The sequence below is a fragment of the Pseudomonas sp. LBUM1670 genome, from assembly GCF_059695695.1.
In genome coordinates this window covers 2,774,967-2,791,939 of sequence record NZ_CP166783.1, presented here as the reverse complement: position 1 = coordinate 2,791,939, position 16,973 = coordinate 2,774,967, and the positions used below count along the sequence as shown (strand labels likewise).

The following is a 16,973-nucleotide window of genomic DNA, read 5'->3' as shown; positions in this document are numbered from 1 at the left end:
GCCCCATCAACCGGGGCCTGCGGCCTATTGACGCACCAGGAACTTGAGATCGCTCGGGGCATCCATCGGCAGTTTCTGTACGGTTTTACCCAGCAGACCGCTCTTGGCATCGCGCTCGACGACGACAATCTGGTTGCTCTTCTGATTGGCAATCAGCACGAACTTGCCACTCGGGTCGAGGCTGAACTCGCGCGGGTGATCACCTTCCACCGAACGGCGTTGCAGCTCCTTGAGGTGGCCGGTGGCTGGGTCAATGGCAAACACCAGCAACTGATTGGCAGTGCCGCGATTGCTGACATAGAGGAACTTGCCATCCGTTGATGCATGTAACGCCGCGGCCGCTTTGTCTGACGTCGGTTGCCCGGCTGCCAAATCGACCATTTGCGTTTGCTCAAGCTTGCCGTTCTGGTAATCGAACACGGCGACCTGCGCGCTCATTTCCATGGTCAGCCAGGCGTGCTTGCCGTCCGCGCTGAACAGCAAATGCCGGGGTCCGCTGCCGGGTGGCAACTGGACCGAAGCAGGTGTCGCGGCAGTCAAGGGCAGATCCGGATTGGCCTTGGGATCGAAGCGATAGACAAAGATCTTGTCCGCGCCAAGGTCATTGGAGAACACAAACTTGCCGTCCGGCGAGGACACCGTCGAATGCACATGCGCCGACATCTGCCGCTCGGGATTGACCCGGCTGGACGGATGGCTGCTCATCTGCACCACGGTTTTCAGCTTACCGTCGGCGCCCACCGGCAACACGGCCAAGGTGCCGCCCGGATCTTCAGCCACCGAGTAGTTGCTGACGAACAAGTGACCGACGTCGCCGCTGAGGCTCGAATGCGTCGGCTCGTTGCCCAGACTTTGCACCTGACTGATCAGGCTCAATTCCTGGATCTTGGGATCGATCGCATAACTGCTGACGCGCCCGACCGGGTCTTTCTGTCCCGGGCCATTTTCGTTGACCACGAACAGGTGACGATGATCTTGGGACAGGGTCAGCCAGGACGGGTTTTCACTCTTGACGACCTGCAGAGGTTTGGCGTCGATCTGCCCGTTGGCGCTGTCGAAATTCAGGCGGTAAATGCCCTGGCTCTGGCCGGCGGTGTACGAGCCCACCAGCAACTGATAATGATCGGCCGGCGCCGCCTGAACGCCCATGGCGCCGACGCTGCCAGCCATCAACAGTGGCCAGAAATTACGCATCCTCATTCACATCATCCTCGTCGTCATCACCGCGAAACGCGGTCATGCACACCAGCCGGTGTTCGCCGGAATCACCGGTGATCAGCCAACTTTGCAAGGTTGAATCGAAGGTCGCGGCCTCGACCTGGGCCGGGGTGAACTCCCAGTGCTTGGACACACGGCCGTCGATGCATTCGATGTGCAGGTTGTCGTCTTCATCAAGGGAGAATTCAAAAGCATGCAGCCCGTCGATTTCCACCATGTCGCAGTGTTCGAGGGTGTTGAGCAAGGTGTCGGTTGCGGCAGTCATGGCAGTCAATCTTTAAAAGGGAAAGACGCAATGATAGCTCAATGCAGGGGGTGGCTCAGTGCCGGTCAAAAAACTCCATACAACCTGGACCAATGTGGGAGCGGGCTTGCTCGCGAAGGGGCCGTCAAATCCAACATCATTGGTGACTGACACTCCGCTTTCGAGCAAGCTCGCTCCCACATTTGCTCTACGCCTGCCTCATGATTGCGCGGCGCCTGTTATCATGCGCGGCATCTCCATCGCACAGGATCGCGCCGTTCCCCATGGATTACCGCAAACTCTCCGACCGCAAAAGCATGCATTCGCGCATCGTCCAGGAACTGGGCATGCAGATTGTCTCGGGACGCTTCAAACCGGACGACAAACTGCCCGCCGAAGCCCTGTTGTGCGAGGAATACGCGGTCAGTCGGCCGGTGCTGCGCGAAGCCACTCGTGTGTTGGTCGCCAAAGGCCTGGTGTATTGCCGTCCGCGGGTGGGCACAGTGGTGAAGCAGCGCAAGGAATGGCACATGCTCGACCCGGACGTGCTGCACTGGTTGATGCAAAGCAGCCCGCAAAATCAATTCTTCGATCTGCTCACCAGCGTGCGCAGCATCATCGAACCGGCAGCGGCGGCCCTCGCCGCGCAGTTCGCCACCGACGCGGACATCGCCTCCATCGGTGAAGCCTACCAACGCATGGAAGCCGCGCCGACTCCCGAAGCGCTGTTGCAACCAGACCTGGATTTCCACAGCCGGATCGCCGATGCCACCCACAACGACCTGTTGGCGAACCTGTGCAACATGCTGTCGGTGGCGATTGCCGAAACGTTGAAACATTCCAACCAGCGTCCGAATCTGCATGAACTCGCATTACCACGGCACAAGGCGATTCTCACGGCGATCGAGAATCGCGATGCACTGGGCGCACGGCATGCGACGCTGGTGCAGCTGGATGATGCGCGCAGTGCGTTGAATGTGGTGTTGGGCACCGATCCTTCCTGACCACCACAAATCAAAAAATGTGGGAGCGGGCTTGCTCGCGAAAGCGGTCGTACATTCAACATTTGCGTTGACTGGCCCACCGATTTCGCGAGCAAGCCCGCTCCCACAGGGGTTTGGTGTGAAATTTGAGATGTAAAAAAGCCGCAACCAAGGTTGCGGCTTTTTTATTTCAGGTTGGGGTCAGTGAGCGAACAACGAATTGCCCTTCTGCCCCGCCAGTTTCTCCGGTTTGATCAGGAACCGCGCCAACGCTGGCAACAGCCACAGCGCGCCGAACATGTTCCACAGCAGCATGAAGGTCAGCATCAGGCCCATGTCGGCCTGGAACTTGATGGCCGAGAAGATCCAGGTGCATACACCGATGGCCAGGCACAGACCGGTGAACAACACGGCTTTACCCGTGGATTTCAAGGTCTGGTAATAGGCTTCCTGCAACGGCAGACCGGCACGCAGGAAACTTTCCAGTCGGCTGTAGATGTAAATCCCGTAGTCCACGCCAATCCCTACGCCCAGCGCCACCACCGGCAATGTCGCGACTTTCACGCCGATGCCCATGAAGGCCATCAGGGCGTTACCGAGCACCGAAGTCAGCACCAGCGGCAGCACGATGCACAAGGTCGCCGCCCACGAACGGAAGGTGATCATGCACATGGTCGCGACGCAGATGTAGACGAGGATCAGGATGGTCAGCTCGGATTCCTTGATCACTTCGTTGGTGGCCGCCTCGATGCCGGCGTTACCGGCGGCGAGGATGAATTCCAGGCCCTCCTTGTTGTTTTCCTTGGCGAAGTCCTGCACCGCATGCACTGCGCGATCCAGCGTTGCAGCCTTGTGATCGTTGAGGAACACCAGCACCGGCGCCAGGGAGCAACTGTTGTTGTACAGACCATCGGCACGAGCGATGGAGTTGTTCAGCACGTCCGGGTTGCGCGACAGGGTTTCCCATTTCAGGTTGCCCTCGTTCATGCCCTTGATCATCTGCTTGGACACGGTCACCAGGGAAATCGCCGATTGCACGCCCTCGGTGTTCTGCATCTTCCACATCAGCTCGTCGATCGGCGCCATGGCTTCGTAGCGCGAGCAGCCTTCGGACTTGGTCTTGACCATCACCACCAACACATCGGAGCTGGTGGAGTAGTTGCTGATGATGAAGTTGTTGTCCTTGTTGTAGCGCGAGTCCGGACGCAGCTCTGGAGCACCCTGGTCGAGGTCGCCGATTTTCAGGTTCTGGCTGTACCAGAGGCCGCCACCGAAGGCCAACAATGCCAACACGATCGACACCGGCGCAACTTTCGGGCTGGCAAAGTTCGACAGCAGGCGCCAGAACGGGTGTTCGCGGTGCGCGTCTTTCTTGCTGCGCTCGACGGCGCGATTGCTGATGCCGACGTAGGAAATCGCCACCGGCAACAGGATCAGGTTGGTGAACACGATCACCGCCACGCCGATGGACGCGCCGATGGCCAGCTCGCGGATCACACCGATATCGATGATCAGCAACGTGATGAAACCCACCGCATCCGCGAGGATCGCAATCATCCCCGGCAGGAACAGCTGGCGGAAGGTGCGCCGCGCGGCGGTCAGCGCGTTGTCGGCCTCGCTTGACTGCAGGGCGATGCCGTTGATCTTCTGCACGCCATGGGAAATACCGATGGCGAAGATCAGGAACGGCACCAGCATCGAGTACGGATCAAGCCCGAAACCGAAGAAGTGCATCAGGCCGAGCTGCCAGACCACCGCCACCAGCGTCGTGCTCAATACCGCCACGGTGCTGCGCATGCAGTTGGTGAACCAGTACAGCAGGATCAGGGTGATGACAAAGGCGACACCGAAGAACATCACCACCATCACCAGTCCATCGATCAGGTCGCCGACTTTCTTGGCGAAACCGACGATGTGGATCTGCACGTTGGGGTTTTGTTTTTCAAACTTGTCGCGGATCTTTTCTTCCAGCTCGTGGGAAAACTTGCGGTAGTCCAGCGCCAGCAACTTGCCCTGGTCCTCTGGGTCCGGGTAGGACTCCAGCAGCGGGATATCGACAATGCTCGATTTGAAGTCGTTGGACACCAGACGCCCGACCTGCCCGGACTTGAGCACGTTGTTGCGCAGCAGGTCGAGGCTTTGCTGGGAGCCGTTATAGCTCTGCGGGATCACTTCACCACCGGCGAAGCCCTCCTCCGTCACCTCGGTCCAGCGTACGCTCGGACTCCACAGCGACTTGAGACCGGAACGGTCGACGCCGGAGATGTAGAACACTTCGTCGTTGATCTGACGCAGGGTCTCCATGTACTCCTTGGAGAAGATGTCGCCGTCGGTGGCTTCCACCGAGATCCGCACGGTGTTGCCCAGGTTCGCCAGATCGTTGCGGTGCTCCATCATCTTTTGAATGAACGGATGCTCGAGCGGGATCATTTTTTCGAAACTGGTGGACGGCCGGATCAGCGTCGCCTGCCAGAACAGGAAAATACTGACCAGCAGGCAGATGAATATCACTGCCGGGCGGTTGTTGAAAATCAGACGCTCAAGAAACGTCGCCTTGTCTTGGTGATGGCTTGTCATGGATGTCATAGCTCCGCCCTTCTTATTATTTACCCAGCTCTGAGCCGGTTGGCGAAGTAGCGCGAACGCCGCCCTGTCCTGCCAGAATCAGATTGCCGTTGCCCGCTGCAGTCACCGCCGACACGGAAATGCGATCCGGTCGGTTGAACACGCTGAAGGTTTCGCCGTTGTCGTTGCTGCGGATCACGCTGCCACCGTTGCCGACGATCACGATGGAACCGTCTTCGAGCAGCGTTGCGCCGGACAGACCGAACTCCAGTGCACCGCGGGTCGCTTTCAGCTCGACCGGTTCCCAGGTGCTGCCGAAGTCGGTGGAGCGAAACAGGTTGCCGCGCAGACCGTACGCCAGCAGGGTGTTGGCTTGAGCGGTGCCGACCACGCCGAACAACGAACCTTCGTATGGGCCTTCAAGCTTTTCCCAGGTCTGGCCCCAGTCGGAGGAGCGGAACATGCTGCCCTGCTCCCCGACGATGAACAGCCCGGCATCCTTGACCGCGGCAATGCCGTTTAGGTGGTACTGGTCTTCGTTATCGAGGCGATCGCTGGCGTCTTCCCAGTTTTTACCGCCATCGGTGGTGGCCAGCAGCGCGCCGTAAGCGCCCACGGCAAAGCCGCTGTTGGCGTCCTGGAACCAGACGTCGAGCAGCGGCGATTCGCGCTTCAGATCTTCGAATTGCTTGGTCCAGGTGATGCCGCCGTCCTCACTGGCGAGGATCTGTGCGTCATGGCCGACGGCCCAGCCATGTTTGTCGTCGACAAAATAGACCGAGGTCAGCAGTTGCCGGGTCGGCACCTTGGCCTGGGTCCAGGTCGCGCCCTGGTCATCGGAATACAGAATGTGCCCGCGATCGCCAACCGCCACCAGGCGCTTGCCGGCATGCACGACGTCGAGCATCAGGCTTTTGCTGGCCTTGGTGGATTCAACGGAATAGCCAACGCCAGATGCCGGCGCCGCGGCGGCCAGCACAGGTGCCGACAACACGGCACAGCCCAACAGCGAGAGCGCTGTAGCCAGCAACGCGAATTTGCGCAGTGCCGGCGGGCGGCAGGTACCCACACCCATGACAGGCTCACTCATAGACCTTCCCCCATTTTTATTGTTAGGTCGTTCGACCTTTCAGGGCGCCGTTAGGGTTGCTCATCGGGATTGAATGGTTCGGAGCATAGTCCTGAAACCCGCAATCCAGAGCCCCTTCGGAAGCTGGCTTATCCTATCGGTGTTTGGAAAGGTCTGACAATCGACGCCGCGTTATCTTTTGTTAACCTGGGGTGGATGGGGTTTTTCTGAATGGTGGGGTATCAGGCTGGGTGATTGGGTTGTCGGTTGGTGGTTGGTGGTTGGTGGTTGGTGTACATATCCGTTTCTGCGGCAACGGCCACCTAGGGTTCCGCTCTTACAGCGGGTCACTTGGAAAAGCGCCAAGTAACCAAGCGCTCTTGCCCCTTTCGTTCGGTGCCTCGCTAAGGCTCGGCATGCCCTCGCTCCGGTCCTGCTCCGTGGGCCCGCCGCCATCGGCCATCCATGGCCGGGGGCGGCTAACCCGGCATCCATGCCGGGTTGCCCACTGCGCAGAACCTCCACTCGGCCTCTCGAGGGGGCGAGTACCTCAAAAGCCAAATCAAAAGCCAAATCAAAAGCCAAGTCGAGGCGGCCTGATAGCCGACCTGATGTCTAGTCCGTCATGTCATCGGCGGTGGACGGTAAACACCAATCTCATGCCCAACAGATATCCAATGTGGGAGCGGGCTTGCTCGCGAATGCGGTGTGTCATTCAACATTGATGGTGACTGACACTGCCTCTTCGCGAGCAAGCCCGCTCCCACAGGGAATTCACATCAGGCCAAAGGGTGTGCACGGCCAAACCAGCGAAGCGCGCCCGCTTGATGCCCCGGCCGGCCCAGAGGCCGCCTCGCTTTTGCTGTTGCGGTGCACGCCCCCTCGCGAGGCACCGAACGAAAGGGGCAAAAGCGCTTGGTTACTTGGCGCTTTTCCAAGTGACCCGCTGTAAAAGCGGAACCAATATCAGCCGTTACCGCAGAAATGGATATGTACCCCGTAAAAAAGCTCACCACCTGATACGCAGCCATCGCGAGCAAGTCGAATCGTCGCACCGCCGCCCCCACAGGGTTCGAGTGAACACCTGCGGGGGCGAAGCCAAACTCAGGCCAGGCTTTTGCTGACCACTTCAAACACATCGCTGGACAGCTGACCCGAAGCACGAATCCGCTCCAGTTCACCTTTCATCAGCGCCTGACGAGCATCGTCATACTTGCGCCAGCGCGTCAGCGGCGCCAGTTGGCGAGAAGCGATCTGCGGGTTGAAGCCGTTCAGTTCGATCACCAGATCCGCGAGGAAGCGATACCCCGAACCATCCGCCGCATGGAAGTTGATCAGGTTCTGCCCCGCAAACGCACCAACCAGCGCCCGCACCTTATTCGGGTTCTTGATATTGAAGGCCGGATGTTGCATCAACTGACGCACACGCTCCAGCCCACCCGGCAACGTGCTGCCCGCCTGAACACTGAACCACTGGTCCATGACCAGCGGGTTGTCCTTGAAGTGTTCGGCAAAACTCGCCAGCGCCCGCGCCTTGTCTTCTTCGAACGACGAGTTGACCAGCACGGCCAATGCCGTCAGGCGCTCGGTCATGTTGTCGCTGGTCTCGAACTGCTCAAGCGTCGCCGCCAGGACTTCTGGCTTGCCACTCAACATCAGGTAAGACAGCGCAATATTCTGCAACGCGCGACGGGCAAAGTGCTCGGCTTCGGCTACGTATGGGGTTTGTTTCGACAGATCACGATTGGCCTGGTAACGCAGCCACAACGCCTCGAACAGACCTTCAGCCAATTGTTTACGCGCAAACTCGCGAGCGATGTGAATCGCGTCAACGTCCGCCACTTCGCTGATTTCAGTCAGATACGCCTCGCCCGGCAGCGAGAGCATTTCGGCGACCATCGCCTGATCCAGCGTCTCGTCCGACAACACCGTGCGCAAGGCAGAAACCAGACGCTGATCCAGCACCAGCGTCTCGCCCTTCTGCTGCTGGGCGATCAGTTCTTGCAGCACTTGAACCGACAATTGCTGACCGGCATCCCAGCGATTGAAGCCGTCGCTGTCGTGCTGCATCAGGAACATCAGTTGGTCGCGGTTGTACGGGAAGCTCAGTTTCACCGGCGCCGAGAAGCCGCGCAGCAACGAAGGCAGCGGTTGTTCAGTGATGTCGAGGAAGGTGAAGGTCTGCTCGGCCTCAGTCACCGAAATCACCCGCGAAGTGCCCTGAGCGCTGGCTTCACCGGAAAGACGCAAGGCAATGGCCGCGCCTTTGGAGTCCAGCAGGCCCAACTCGACAGGAATCACGAACGGCAGTTTTTCAACTTTGTCCGGGGTGGCCGGGCAGCTCTGGCGGAACGTCAGGCTATAGGTTTTCGCGGCGGCGTCGTAGGACTCGCTCACTGCCAATCGCGGTGTACCGGCCTGGCTGTACCAGCGTTTGAACTGGGTCAGGTCGACACCGTTGGCATCTTCCATGGCTTTGATGAAGTCGTCGCAGGTTACGGCCTGACCGTCATGACGCTCGAAATACAGGTCGCTGCCTTTGCGGAACCCTTCGGCGCCGAGCAAGGTGTGGATCATGCCGACCACTTCCGAGCCCTTTTCGTACACGGTCAGGGTGTAGAAGTTGGAGATTTCGATGAAGCTGTCCGGGCGTACGGCGTGAGCCATCGGGCCAGCGTCTTCGGCGAACTGGTGGGTGCGCAGGTAAGCCACGTCCTGGATGCGTTTCACGGTGGCCGAGTTCATGTCGGCGGAAAAACCGGAATCACGGAACACGGTGAAGCCTTCCTTCAGCGACAACTGGAACCAGTCGCGGCAGGTCACGCGGTTGCCCGACCAGTTGTGGAAGTATTCGTGGGCAACGATCGCTTCGACGCGCTGGTGCGCGGCGTCGGTCGCGGTTTCGGCGCGGGCCAGCACGGCGCTGGAGTTGAAGATGTTGAGACCCTTGTTCTCCATGGCGCCCATGTTGAAGTCGTTGACCGCAACGATCATGAAGATGTCCAGATCGTACTCGCGACCGTAGACCTCTTCGTCCCAGCGCATCGACTTCTTCAGGCTGTTCATGGCGTGCTGGCACTTGTCGATGTTTTCCGGCTCGACATAAATACGCAGCGCTACGGAGCGCTCGGTCATGGTGGTGAAGGTGTCTTCGACGCACCACAAGTCACCGGCCACCAGCGCAAACAGGTACGCCGGTTTCATGAACGGGTCTTCCCACGTCGCCCAATGACGGCCGTCTTCGCCTGGCCCGCTGGCAATCGGGTTGCCGTTGGACAGCAGCACTGGATAGCTGTGCTGCTCGGCGACCACCGTGGTGGTGAACTTGCTCATCACGTCCGGGCGGTCGAGGTAATAGGTGATCTTGCGGAAACCTTCGGCCTCGCACTGGGTGCAGAACATGCCGCTGGATTTGTACAAACCTTCCAGCGCCGTGTTGGTTTCCGGGTGAATCCGGACGCTGGTGTCGACCGTGAAGGTGGTGCTGGTCGGGTGCAGGGTCAGGTGATTTTCAGTCAGTTGGTAATCAGCATCACTCAGCTCGCGATCAGCCAAAGTGACCGACAGCAATTCGAGCTGCTGACCATCGAGTACCAACGGCGGCAGGCCCGGACCACGTTCAGGGTTACGGCGCATCACCAGTTGCGCATGGACCAGGCTGTGGTCCTCGAACAACTCGAAGGTCAGGTGCGTTTCGTCGATCAGGTACTCGGGCGCCTGATAGTCCTTCAGGTAGATCATCTTCGGTTGTTCGGTGCGCATGCTGGAGTCCTTACTGATGCACGGCGAGCTGATAAGCCGTGTATTTACGAATATTGATCACGCCGGTGTCGAAAATCAGGTACTGGCCCTTGATTCCCAGCAGCGTGCCTTCGGCAATCGGGTTCTTGTCCAGGTTGAAGCTGACGATCTTGGCCGGGTATTGCTCGACCGGATAGCGGATTTCGAGCGGTTCCACGTCGGCAATGGTCTGGATGGCTTGCAGGCCAAATCGTTCCTGCAAGTTTTGCAGGCCTTCGGCGCAGCTTTCAAACAGCTGATCGCGAACCGCTGCCAGATCCACCGAAACCGCTTCGCCCTTGAGTAATGCACGCCAGTTGGTCTTGTCGGCGACCTGACTGCGGAACAGGTCTTCGACGAAACCCGACTGCTGGCGGGTCGAAACACGCATGATCGGCAACGCCTGACGAGCGCCCTGATCGATCCAGCGGGTCGGCAGCTGGGTGGCGCGGGTAATCCCGACTTTCACCCCGGACGAGTTCGACAGATACACAATGTGATCGGTCATGCAGAACTTCTCGCCCCACTCCGGCTCACGGCAGGTGCCGGCGTCGTAGTGGCAACGCTCCGGGCTCATGATGCAGATATCGCACTGCGCCAGTTTGGTCATGCACGGGTAGCAGTAACCCTGGCTGAAACTGGTTTTGGTCTTGCGCCCGCAATGGGAGCAGTGGATCGCCCCCAGGTATTCCAGACGAACCGTAGAGCCAATCAATGGATTGACCGGCACCTCGACTTCGCCCAGACGAAACGCATACTGCACGTCGGCCCCGTCCAGGCGGGCCGACATTTTACTGATTGCACCGCGGCCAATCTCGATCAATGGATGGCATCCGACTTGAACAGGATATTCGGCACTTCAATCGATTTGGAGCTGCACTCCTGCGGGCCCATGTAGCCAGTGCGCTCTTCTTCGGGAAGGTTCTGGATCTCCCAGGCGATCATCGCTTGCAGCGACAGTTCGCGTTGCTCGGCGGTGAGTTTGCCACCGTCCGACCATTTGCCGATTTCCACCGCCAGTTTCAGGCTCCGGTAGATATCCGGGGTGATGTTTTTGATCATTTCGTTAAAAGAGGACATCAAGGTCTCCGCGCTCTTTAATTCACATACGATTCTGGACGGCCAGTTTACGGCGGTTGTACAAACCGCCCAACAAACCGGTCAAGCATCCGACGAGCAACCCGCCGACGTGGGCGGCGTTGGCAATTTCACCGAAGCCGATCATCGAGACCAGCCCGGACAGGCACAGCAGCAACCACACCAGCATCATCACCAGCACACCGCGCGGCAGGCGATAAGCCCGGTTCGGCGACAGAATCTGGAAGATCCAGCAATGTCCGAGCAGGCCGTACAGCACGCCGGACAACCCGCCAAACAAGGTCGGGCCACTGAAGTAAAACTGGGCGTAGTTCGACACGAGGGCGAACAGCGAGGTCAGGCCGATCAGGTTGATGCCGCCCTGGCGCGACTCGATGCGCCGTCCCAGCTCCCAATACCACATGCCGTTCATGGCCAGGTGCAGGAAACCGAAGTGGATCAGCATCGGCGTCACCAGCCGCCACCACTGCCCCGCCGCCAGGCTGTCGGCCAGTGGCGTGAAATGGATGTACTCGCCGACCACCCGGAAATCGAGGAAGGTGAACCAACGCATCGTGTCGAGGTTTTCCCCCAGCAGCGTCACCGCGCCGACGATCAGGCTCAGCAGCAGCACCAGTGCAGTCGCTTTGGCGTGACGCAATTGCTCGACGAACCCGGGACGCTTTGTGGTTTTCGCCAGCGGAATGTCCAGTTGCTGATCAGGATCACCCGCCGGGAAACGCTCGTACAACGCGCGCACGTCTTCACTGATATTGGCGGGCACCCACAGCACCTGCTCGCCCTGCTCTTCGCTGACCCGATGCGGCACCTGCATGCGTTGCAGCAGTTTGACGAACCCGCTCAGATCCACCGCCAGCGGCAGGCGCAACACGGCAACGGCGCTCATCGCAGCACCTCCGGCCGTTCGACATCGACCCAGACAAATTTATGCGGATCGAGCCGGGTTTCCTGGTCCAGGCGATAGGCAACCAGCTTGCCGTAGAGCACCGCGCTGTAATCCAGGCAGGCCAGGTTCGGGCGGATCGGCGCTGGTTTTCCGCTGCGCCAGTAGTGGCCGACGAACAACAAGGGCTCGTCAACGCCATAGCGCAGCAAGGTGTCTTTTTCGGTGGAAGACAGCGGCGTTCGGGCCACGGGTTCCGGCAAGGCATCAGGCTGGAACACGATGTCTCCGTAGGTTTGCGGGTCGTCTTCCCAGAACTTGGTGCGGAAGAACGAGCGCGTCAGGCCATCGCCGCTGGTCATGGTCAACCCGTGGGGCAAACGCATGTCGGTGCCACGCAGCAAGCGGTCGAACACGGTGCAGGCGAAACTGCCCGGCACCGCGGAGGCCTGGAGGAAATGTTCATCGACGCAGCCATCGGGAAACAGCGCGCGCAACGGCTCGATCAGGCCCGAGTCCCAACAGGCATGCACCACGCGGAAACGCCCGGCATCCACAAACAGCGGCAATTCGTAGAACCATTGCTGAAAGTCATGCCAGTCGGCGGGATGATCTTCAAATTGAGTCAGGGTTTCACCCAGCAGGCGCGCGTGCCGCGGCGTGTGCTCACGGACGAACTGCTTGCCGCTGCCCGGCGGCGCCGGCGTGCTCCAGCCGAGTGCGTTGAATTCGTGGTTGCCCATGATGCACAGCGCCTGACCAGCCTCGACCATGTCATGGACGATGTGCAGCGCCTCGCGAATCCGCGGGCCACGGTCGATGATGTCACCGACGAACACCGCCATACGCGACGCATGCCGCCAGACACCACCTTGTTTGCGGTAACCGAGCCGGTCGAGCAAGTGCTCAAGGGTCAGAGCGCATCCGTGCACGTCACCGATCAGGTCGTAACTTCGCGCGGGATCGAGCATCAGTCGCCTCCACCCCCCAACCTGCTACCCCAGCCGAGCTTGGTCCGGCAGACTTCGTAGTAGTTGTGGTCGAGCGGGTGAATCAGCCGCAGCTTCTGCGCTTTCTTGCTGACGGTGATGGTGTCACCCGGCGCGCAGGTGAAGTGGTTCTGCCCGTCACAGGAGACTTGCGGGTAGATCTGCATATCCTTGGACACGACGATTTTCAGCTCACTGTTGCCATCGACCACAATCGGCCTGCCCGACAGGGTATGGGGGTACATCGGCACAATCACAATAGCGTCGAGCTTGGGGTGCATGATCGGGCCGCCCGCCGACAGCGCGTAAGCGGTCGAACCGGTCGGCGTGGCGACGATCAGGCCGTCGGCCTTCTGGCTGCAGACGAACTGGCCGTCGATGTACAGCTCGAACTCGATCATCCGCGTCGATTTGCCGGGGTGCAGCACCACGTCGTTCAGTGCATCGCCCTGGCCAATGGCTTCGGCATGGCGCCGGACTTCGGCTTGCAGCAGGAAGCGGTTTTCCACCAGGTAGTGGCCGTCGAGCACTTCGGCGACTTTGACTTCGAGCTCGTCGGGACGAATATCGGTCAGGAAACCCAGGCTGCCCCGGTTGATCCCGAGCACCGGAATATTGTGTCGGGCCAGTGCGCGCGCGGCGCCGAGCAGGCTGCCGTCACCGCCGACCACAATCACCATGTCACAGACTTCGCCGAGCATCTTGCGCGACGAGGTTTGCAGGCCATGACCCGGCAGGACTTCGGCGATGGTGTCTTCGAGGATCACGTGCAGGTGACGATCGAGCAGAAACCGTTTCAGTCGGCGGACGGTATCCAGCACCTGCGAACTGCCCAGGCGACCGATGATGCCGATATTACGAAATTGCTCCATGGGGCTCCTATTGGGACGCGGGGGCCTGCGACGGCGAAAAACACGATTATGGGCGAAAGCGCGGGATAGACAAAATCCTTTCAGCGACAAGGGTGTACTCATGTTTAGGGCTATGCTCGCAAGATGATCCTATTTCCCGATTTGCTGCAGTTACCCCACCAGTTGCGCCACCCTGAGGTGCGCGACCTGGCCTGGGTCATCCTCGCGCCGCCGATGCTCGAGGTCACGCCGTGGCCGCAACGCCATCCGCTGACCGGCAGTGACTGGGTGCAAACGCCGGAACGGCTGGAACTTTGGCTGCGGCAACTGGATCGCGACAGTTATGACCTGCTGCACTGGCTGGCCCAGGCCCGGACCCGGCGTCTGGGTCTGTACTATGAACGGCTGTGGCAATACGCCGTGCGGCATGCGCCGGGCATCGATCTGATTGCCGCCAATATGCCGATCCGCCGCGAGGGTCACACCCTGGGCGAGCTGGACATGCTGCTGCGTGATCGCGACGGCGTGCATCACCTGGAACTGGCGATCAAGCTTTACCTCGGCCCGCAAGACGGCGACGGGCACGACACGGCGAAGTGGCTAGGTCCGGGCTGCCACGATCGGCTGGACCGCAAACTGGCGCACTTGAGTCAGCATCAGTTGCCGATTTCCGCTCGTCCGGAGAGCCGTGAAGTGCTGGCGGCGCTGGATATCCAGCAGTTCAGCGCGCATTTGTGGCTGGGTGGGTATTTGTTGTATCCGTGGCCGGGGCAGTCCCAATCACCGGACGGCGCACATCCGCAACATTTGCGCGGAAGCTGGCTGCATCAAAAGGACTGGAAGGATTTTGTCGCACAGCGTCCGTTCGGGCGCTGGCAACCCCTGCCCCGGCATGCCTGGCTGGCTCCGGCACATTATCCGGTGGAGCAGGCCTGGAACACGGAACAGCTGGAAGCGTGGCTCAGCGATCTGGAATCGCTGGCACCGGCGCAGTTGTTGGTGCGGTTGATTGAGAATGCCGATGGGGATTGGGAGGAAGCGGAGCGGTTGTTTCTGGTGGCGGATCTTTGGCCTAACGTTCCGGGGAATGGATGAGATTTGCGGTGTCTGGGCCGGCCTCTTCGCGAGCAAGCCCGCTCCCACAGTGGATTTGCGGCGTTCACAAAACCCCTGTAGGAGCGAGGCTTGCCCGCGAAGAGGCCAACCCGGTCTAAATGGACAACCGCACAGCCAACGCCGCCAACGTCACCAGCAACACCGGCACCGTCAACACCATCCCGACCTTGAAGTAATACCCCCACCCGATCCGGATACTCTTGCGCTCCAGCACATGCAGCCACAACAACGTCGCCAGACTGCCGATCGGCGTGGTTTTCGGCCCCAGATCACTGCCGATGACGTTGGCGTAGATCATCGCCTCCTTCACCACGCCCGCTGCCTGACTGGCATCAATCGACAGCAAACCAATCAGCACCGTCGGCAGATTGTTCATCATCGACGACAGCAACGCAGTCAGCACCCCGGTGCCCATCGCTGCCCCCCAGACGCCATAACCGGCAAAACCGTCCAGCCAACCCGCCAGATACCCGGTGAGTCCGGCGTTCCGTAAACCGTAGACCACCAGATACATGCCCAGCGAGAAAATCACGATCTGCCACGGCGCCTCTTTCATTACCTTTCGCGTTGAAATCTTGTGACCTCGGGCCGCGATGGCCAGCATCAACGCCGCGCACACCGCCGAAATGGCACTGATGGGAACGCCCAGCGGTTCCAGCGCAAAACAGCCAAGCAACAGGATCAGCAACACCGCCCAGCCCGCGAAAAAAGTCGCCTTGTCATGGATCGCGCTGGCCGGATGCGCCAGTTGCTCCGGATCGTAATCCTGGGGAATGTCGCGCCGGAAGAACCACATCAACACCACCAGTGTCGCCGCGACGCTGACCAGATTGACCGGGATCATCACCGCCGCGTAGCGATTGAAGGTGATGTGGAAGAAGTCGGCGGAAACGATGTTCACCAGGTTCGACACCACCAGTGGCAGGCTCGCGGTGTCGGCGATGAACCCGACGCCCATCACGAACGCCAGCGTCGCCGCCGGCGAGAAACGCAGCGCCAGCAACATGGAAATCACGATAGGCGTGAGGATCAGCGCCGCGCCGTCATTGGCAAACAGTACCGAGACCAGCGCGCCAAGCAGCACCATGTAGGCAAACAATAGCCGCAGGCGAGCTTGCGAGGCTGGCTGCTACAGTCAAACCTTCTTGTGCTGCTCGACCCACTGGCCATAAGCGTTGATGAATTTCTGCAAAAACGGCTTCACCGTCTCGGACAGTTTGCCCGCCTCATCGAAAGCCGAACCGGCGCCGCTCAAGTAAGATTCCGGTTGCTGCATGCAGGGCACATCGAGAAACACCATGGACTGGCGCAGATGATGGTTGGCGCCAAACCCGCCGATCGCCCCCGGTGAAACGCTGATCACCGCCCCAGGCTTGCCACCCCAGGCGCTCTTGCCATAGGGCCGCGAACCGACGTCGATCGCATTCTTCAGGGGCGCCGGCACCGAACGGTTGTATTCCGGGGTGACGAACAGCAACGCGTCGGATGAACTCACTTGTTGTCGGAAAGTGCTGTAGGCTGCCGGCGGTGAAGCACCATCGATGTCTTCGTTGTACAGTGGCAAGTCGCCAATTTCGATGATTTTCAGTTTGAGATTCGCAGGCGCAAGATCGGCCAGGGCCAACGCGACCTTGCGATTGATCGATTCCTTTCTCAAGCTGCCGACCAGAACGGCGATCGTATAGACGTTGCTCATGGAAGATTCTCGACTGTCCGATGAAAGAGCTTGTAGTTATAGATGACGATTCACACAGCGGACGACTGAAAATACCGTCCCTGACTATTTTTTTCCTGTAGGAAAACTTACCTCGCCCAACCACGGTCTACAGAGCCGCAAATTGAGTGATTTATCTCCAGAGGTTCTAAGCAGATGGCAGCAGTACTCGTCGGTCAGTTCCATGCAAGAGACGCGGAAGGCCGTGTCTATTCCGTGCATGAGTTCCAGGAATCCACCCCGTCGGCAGACGGTCTCACCGCTGTCACCACTTACAAACTGGCCATTGGCGACCGCGTCAACAAGCTCGATGAAAACGAGTTTCTGCTGGTGCAATCGGGCGTCACCATCGTTCGCGAACCCGACACCTTCATTGCCGGCGTACCGGAAACCAACGTCGCCTCATAACCTCGCGTTATGAGCAGAAGTCTTATGCGCGGACTTGGGTTAGGATTCAGTCACT

General features: G+C 59.7%; 14 protein-coding genes and 1 pseudogene. 3 read left to right on the top strand and 12 right to left on the bottom strand.

Annotated elements, in window-relative coordinates; all coding sequences use genetic code 11:
• Positions 1-24: 24 nt before the first annotated feature.
• Together ACA073_RS12645 and ACA073_RS12640 are read right to left on the bottom strand one after the other, a co-directional pair.
• Positions 25-1,194, bottom strand: coding sequence for a lactonase family protein (locus tag ACA073_RS12645; RefSeq protein ID WP_497404083.1), 1,170 nt, complete (start codon positions 1,192-1,194; stop codon positions 25-27).
• Positions 1,187-1,483 (bottom strand): DUF5629 family protein, encoded by a 297-nt coding sequence (locus tag ACA073_RS12640; RefSeq protein WP_497403838.1) that lies wholly within the window; start codon positions 1,481-1,483, stop codon positions 1,187-1,189. Before ACA073_RS12640 ends, ACA073_RS12645 begins: the two co-directional genes overlap by 8 nt.
• 263 nt (positions 1,484-1,746) lie before the next feature.
• On the opposite strand from ACA073_RS12640, the gene ACA073_RS12635 reads away from it, so the two are divergent.
• Positions 1,747-2,466, top strand: coding sequence for a FadR/GntR family transcriptional regulator (locus ACA073_RS12635; RefSeq protein WP_497403837.1), 720 nt, complete (start codon positions 1,747-1,749; stop codon positions 2,464-2,466).
• A 180-nt stretch (positions 2,467-2,646) separates the two neighbouring features.
• On the opposite strand, the gene ACA073_RS12630 is transcribed toward ACA073_RS12635, so the two are convergent.
• The 8 genes from ACA073_RS12630 to ACA073_RS12595 form a co-directional block, all read right to left on the bottom strand.
• On the bottom strand, positions 2,647-5,022 hold the full coding sequence (locus tag ACA073_RS12630) for an efflux RND transporter permease subunit (protein ID WP_497403835.1): 2,376 nt from the start codon (positions 5,020-5,022) through the stop codon (positions 2,647-2,649).
• Positions 5,023-5,047: 25 nt separating this feature from the next.
• A complete protein-coding gene (locus ACA073_RS12625; RefSeq protein ID WP_497403834.1) occupies positions 5,048-6,100 on the bottom strand; it encodes a WD40/YVTN/BNR-like repeat-containing protein in 1,053 nt (350 codons plus the stop codon).
• 1,083 nt (positions 6,101-7,183) lie between these two features.
• Positions 7,184-9,841: an aminopeptidase N gene (gene pepN / locus ACA073_RS12620; protein WP_497403832.1), complete on the bottom strand. Its 2,658-nt coding sequence runs from the start codon at positions 9,839-9,841 to the stop codon at positions 7,184-7,186.
• Positions 9,842-9,851: 10 nt separating this feature from the next.
• On the bottom strand, positions 9,852-10,682 hold the full coding sequence (locus ACA073_RS12615) for a DUF2797 domain-containing protein (protein WP_497403831.1): 831 nt from the start codon (positions 10,680-10,682) through the stop codon (positions 9,852-9,854).
• Positions 10,679-10,939 (bottom strand): YeaC family protein, encoded by a 261-nt coding sequence (locus tag ACA073_RS12610; RefSeq protein ID WP_427580296.1) that lies wholly within the window; start codon positions 10,937-10,939, stop codon positions 10,679-10,681. Before ACA073_RS12610 ends, ACA073_RS12615 begins: the two co-directional genes overlap by 4 nt.
• Positions 10,940-10,961: 22 nt before the next feature.
• Positions 10,962-11,843, bottom strand: a complete 882-nt coding sequence (locus ACA073_RS12605) for a rhomboid family intramembrane serine protease (protein ID WP_497403829.1) — start codon at positions 11,841-11,843, stop codon at positions 10,962-10,964.
• On the bottom strand, positions 11,840-12,814 hold the full coding sequence (locus ACA073_RS12600; RefSeq protein ID WP_497404081.1) for a metallophosphoesterase: 975 nt from the start codon (positions 12,812-12,814) through the stop codon (positions 11,840-11,842). Before ACA073_RS12600 ends, ACA073_RS12605 begins: the two co-directional genes overlap by 4 nt.
• Positions 12,811-13,701, bottom strand: a complete 891-nt coding sequence (locus ACA073_RS12595; RefSeq protein WP_162436772.1) for an NAD(+) kinase — start codon at positions 13,699-13,701, stop codon at positions 12,811-12,813. Before ACA073_RS12595 ends, ACA073_RS12600 begins: the two co-directional genes overlap by 4 nt.
• A 123-nt stretch (positions 13,702-13,824) precedes the next feature.
• Between ACA073_RS12595 and ACA073_RS12590 the strand changes: the two genes are divergently transcribed.
• On the top strand, positions 13,825-14,775 hold the full coding sequence (locus tag ACA073_RS12590; protein WP_497403827.1) for a DUF1853 family protein: 951 nt from the start codon (positions 13,825-13,827) through the stop codon (positions 14,773-14,775).
• A 115-nt stretch (positions 14,776-14,890) separates the two neighbouring features.
• Here the strand turns inward: ACA073_RS12590 and ACA073_RS12585 are convergent.
• Positions 14,891-15,901 (bottom strand): annotated as a pseudogene (locus ACA073_RS12585) (arsenic transporter); the annotation flags it as partial.
• A 30-nt stretch (positions 15,902-15,931) separates the two neighbouring features.
• The gene (locus tag ACA073_RS12580; RefSeq protein WP_497403825.1) at positions 15,932-16,492 is read right to left on the bottom strand and encodes an NADPH-dependent FMN reductase; all 561 of its coding nucleotides are present in this window, start codon (positions 16,490-16,492) and stop codon (positions 15,932-15,934) included.
• Between the two features lie 174 nt (positions 16,493-16,666).
• On the opposite strand from ACA073_RS12580, the gene ACA073_RS12575 reads away from it, so the two are divergent.
• The gene (locus ACA073_RS12575) at positions 16,667-16,918 is read left to right on the top strand and encodes a hypothetical protein (protein ID WP_497403824.1); all 252 of its coding nucleotides are present in this window, start codon (positions 16,667-16,669) and stop codon (positions 16,916-16,918) included.
• Positions 16,919-16,973 lie beyond the last annotated feature (55 nt).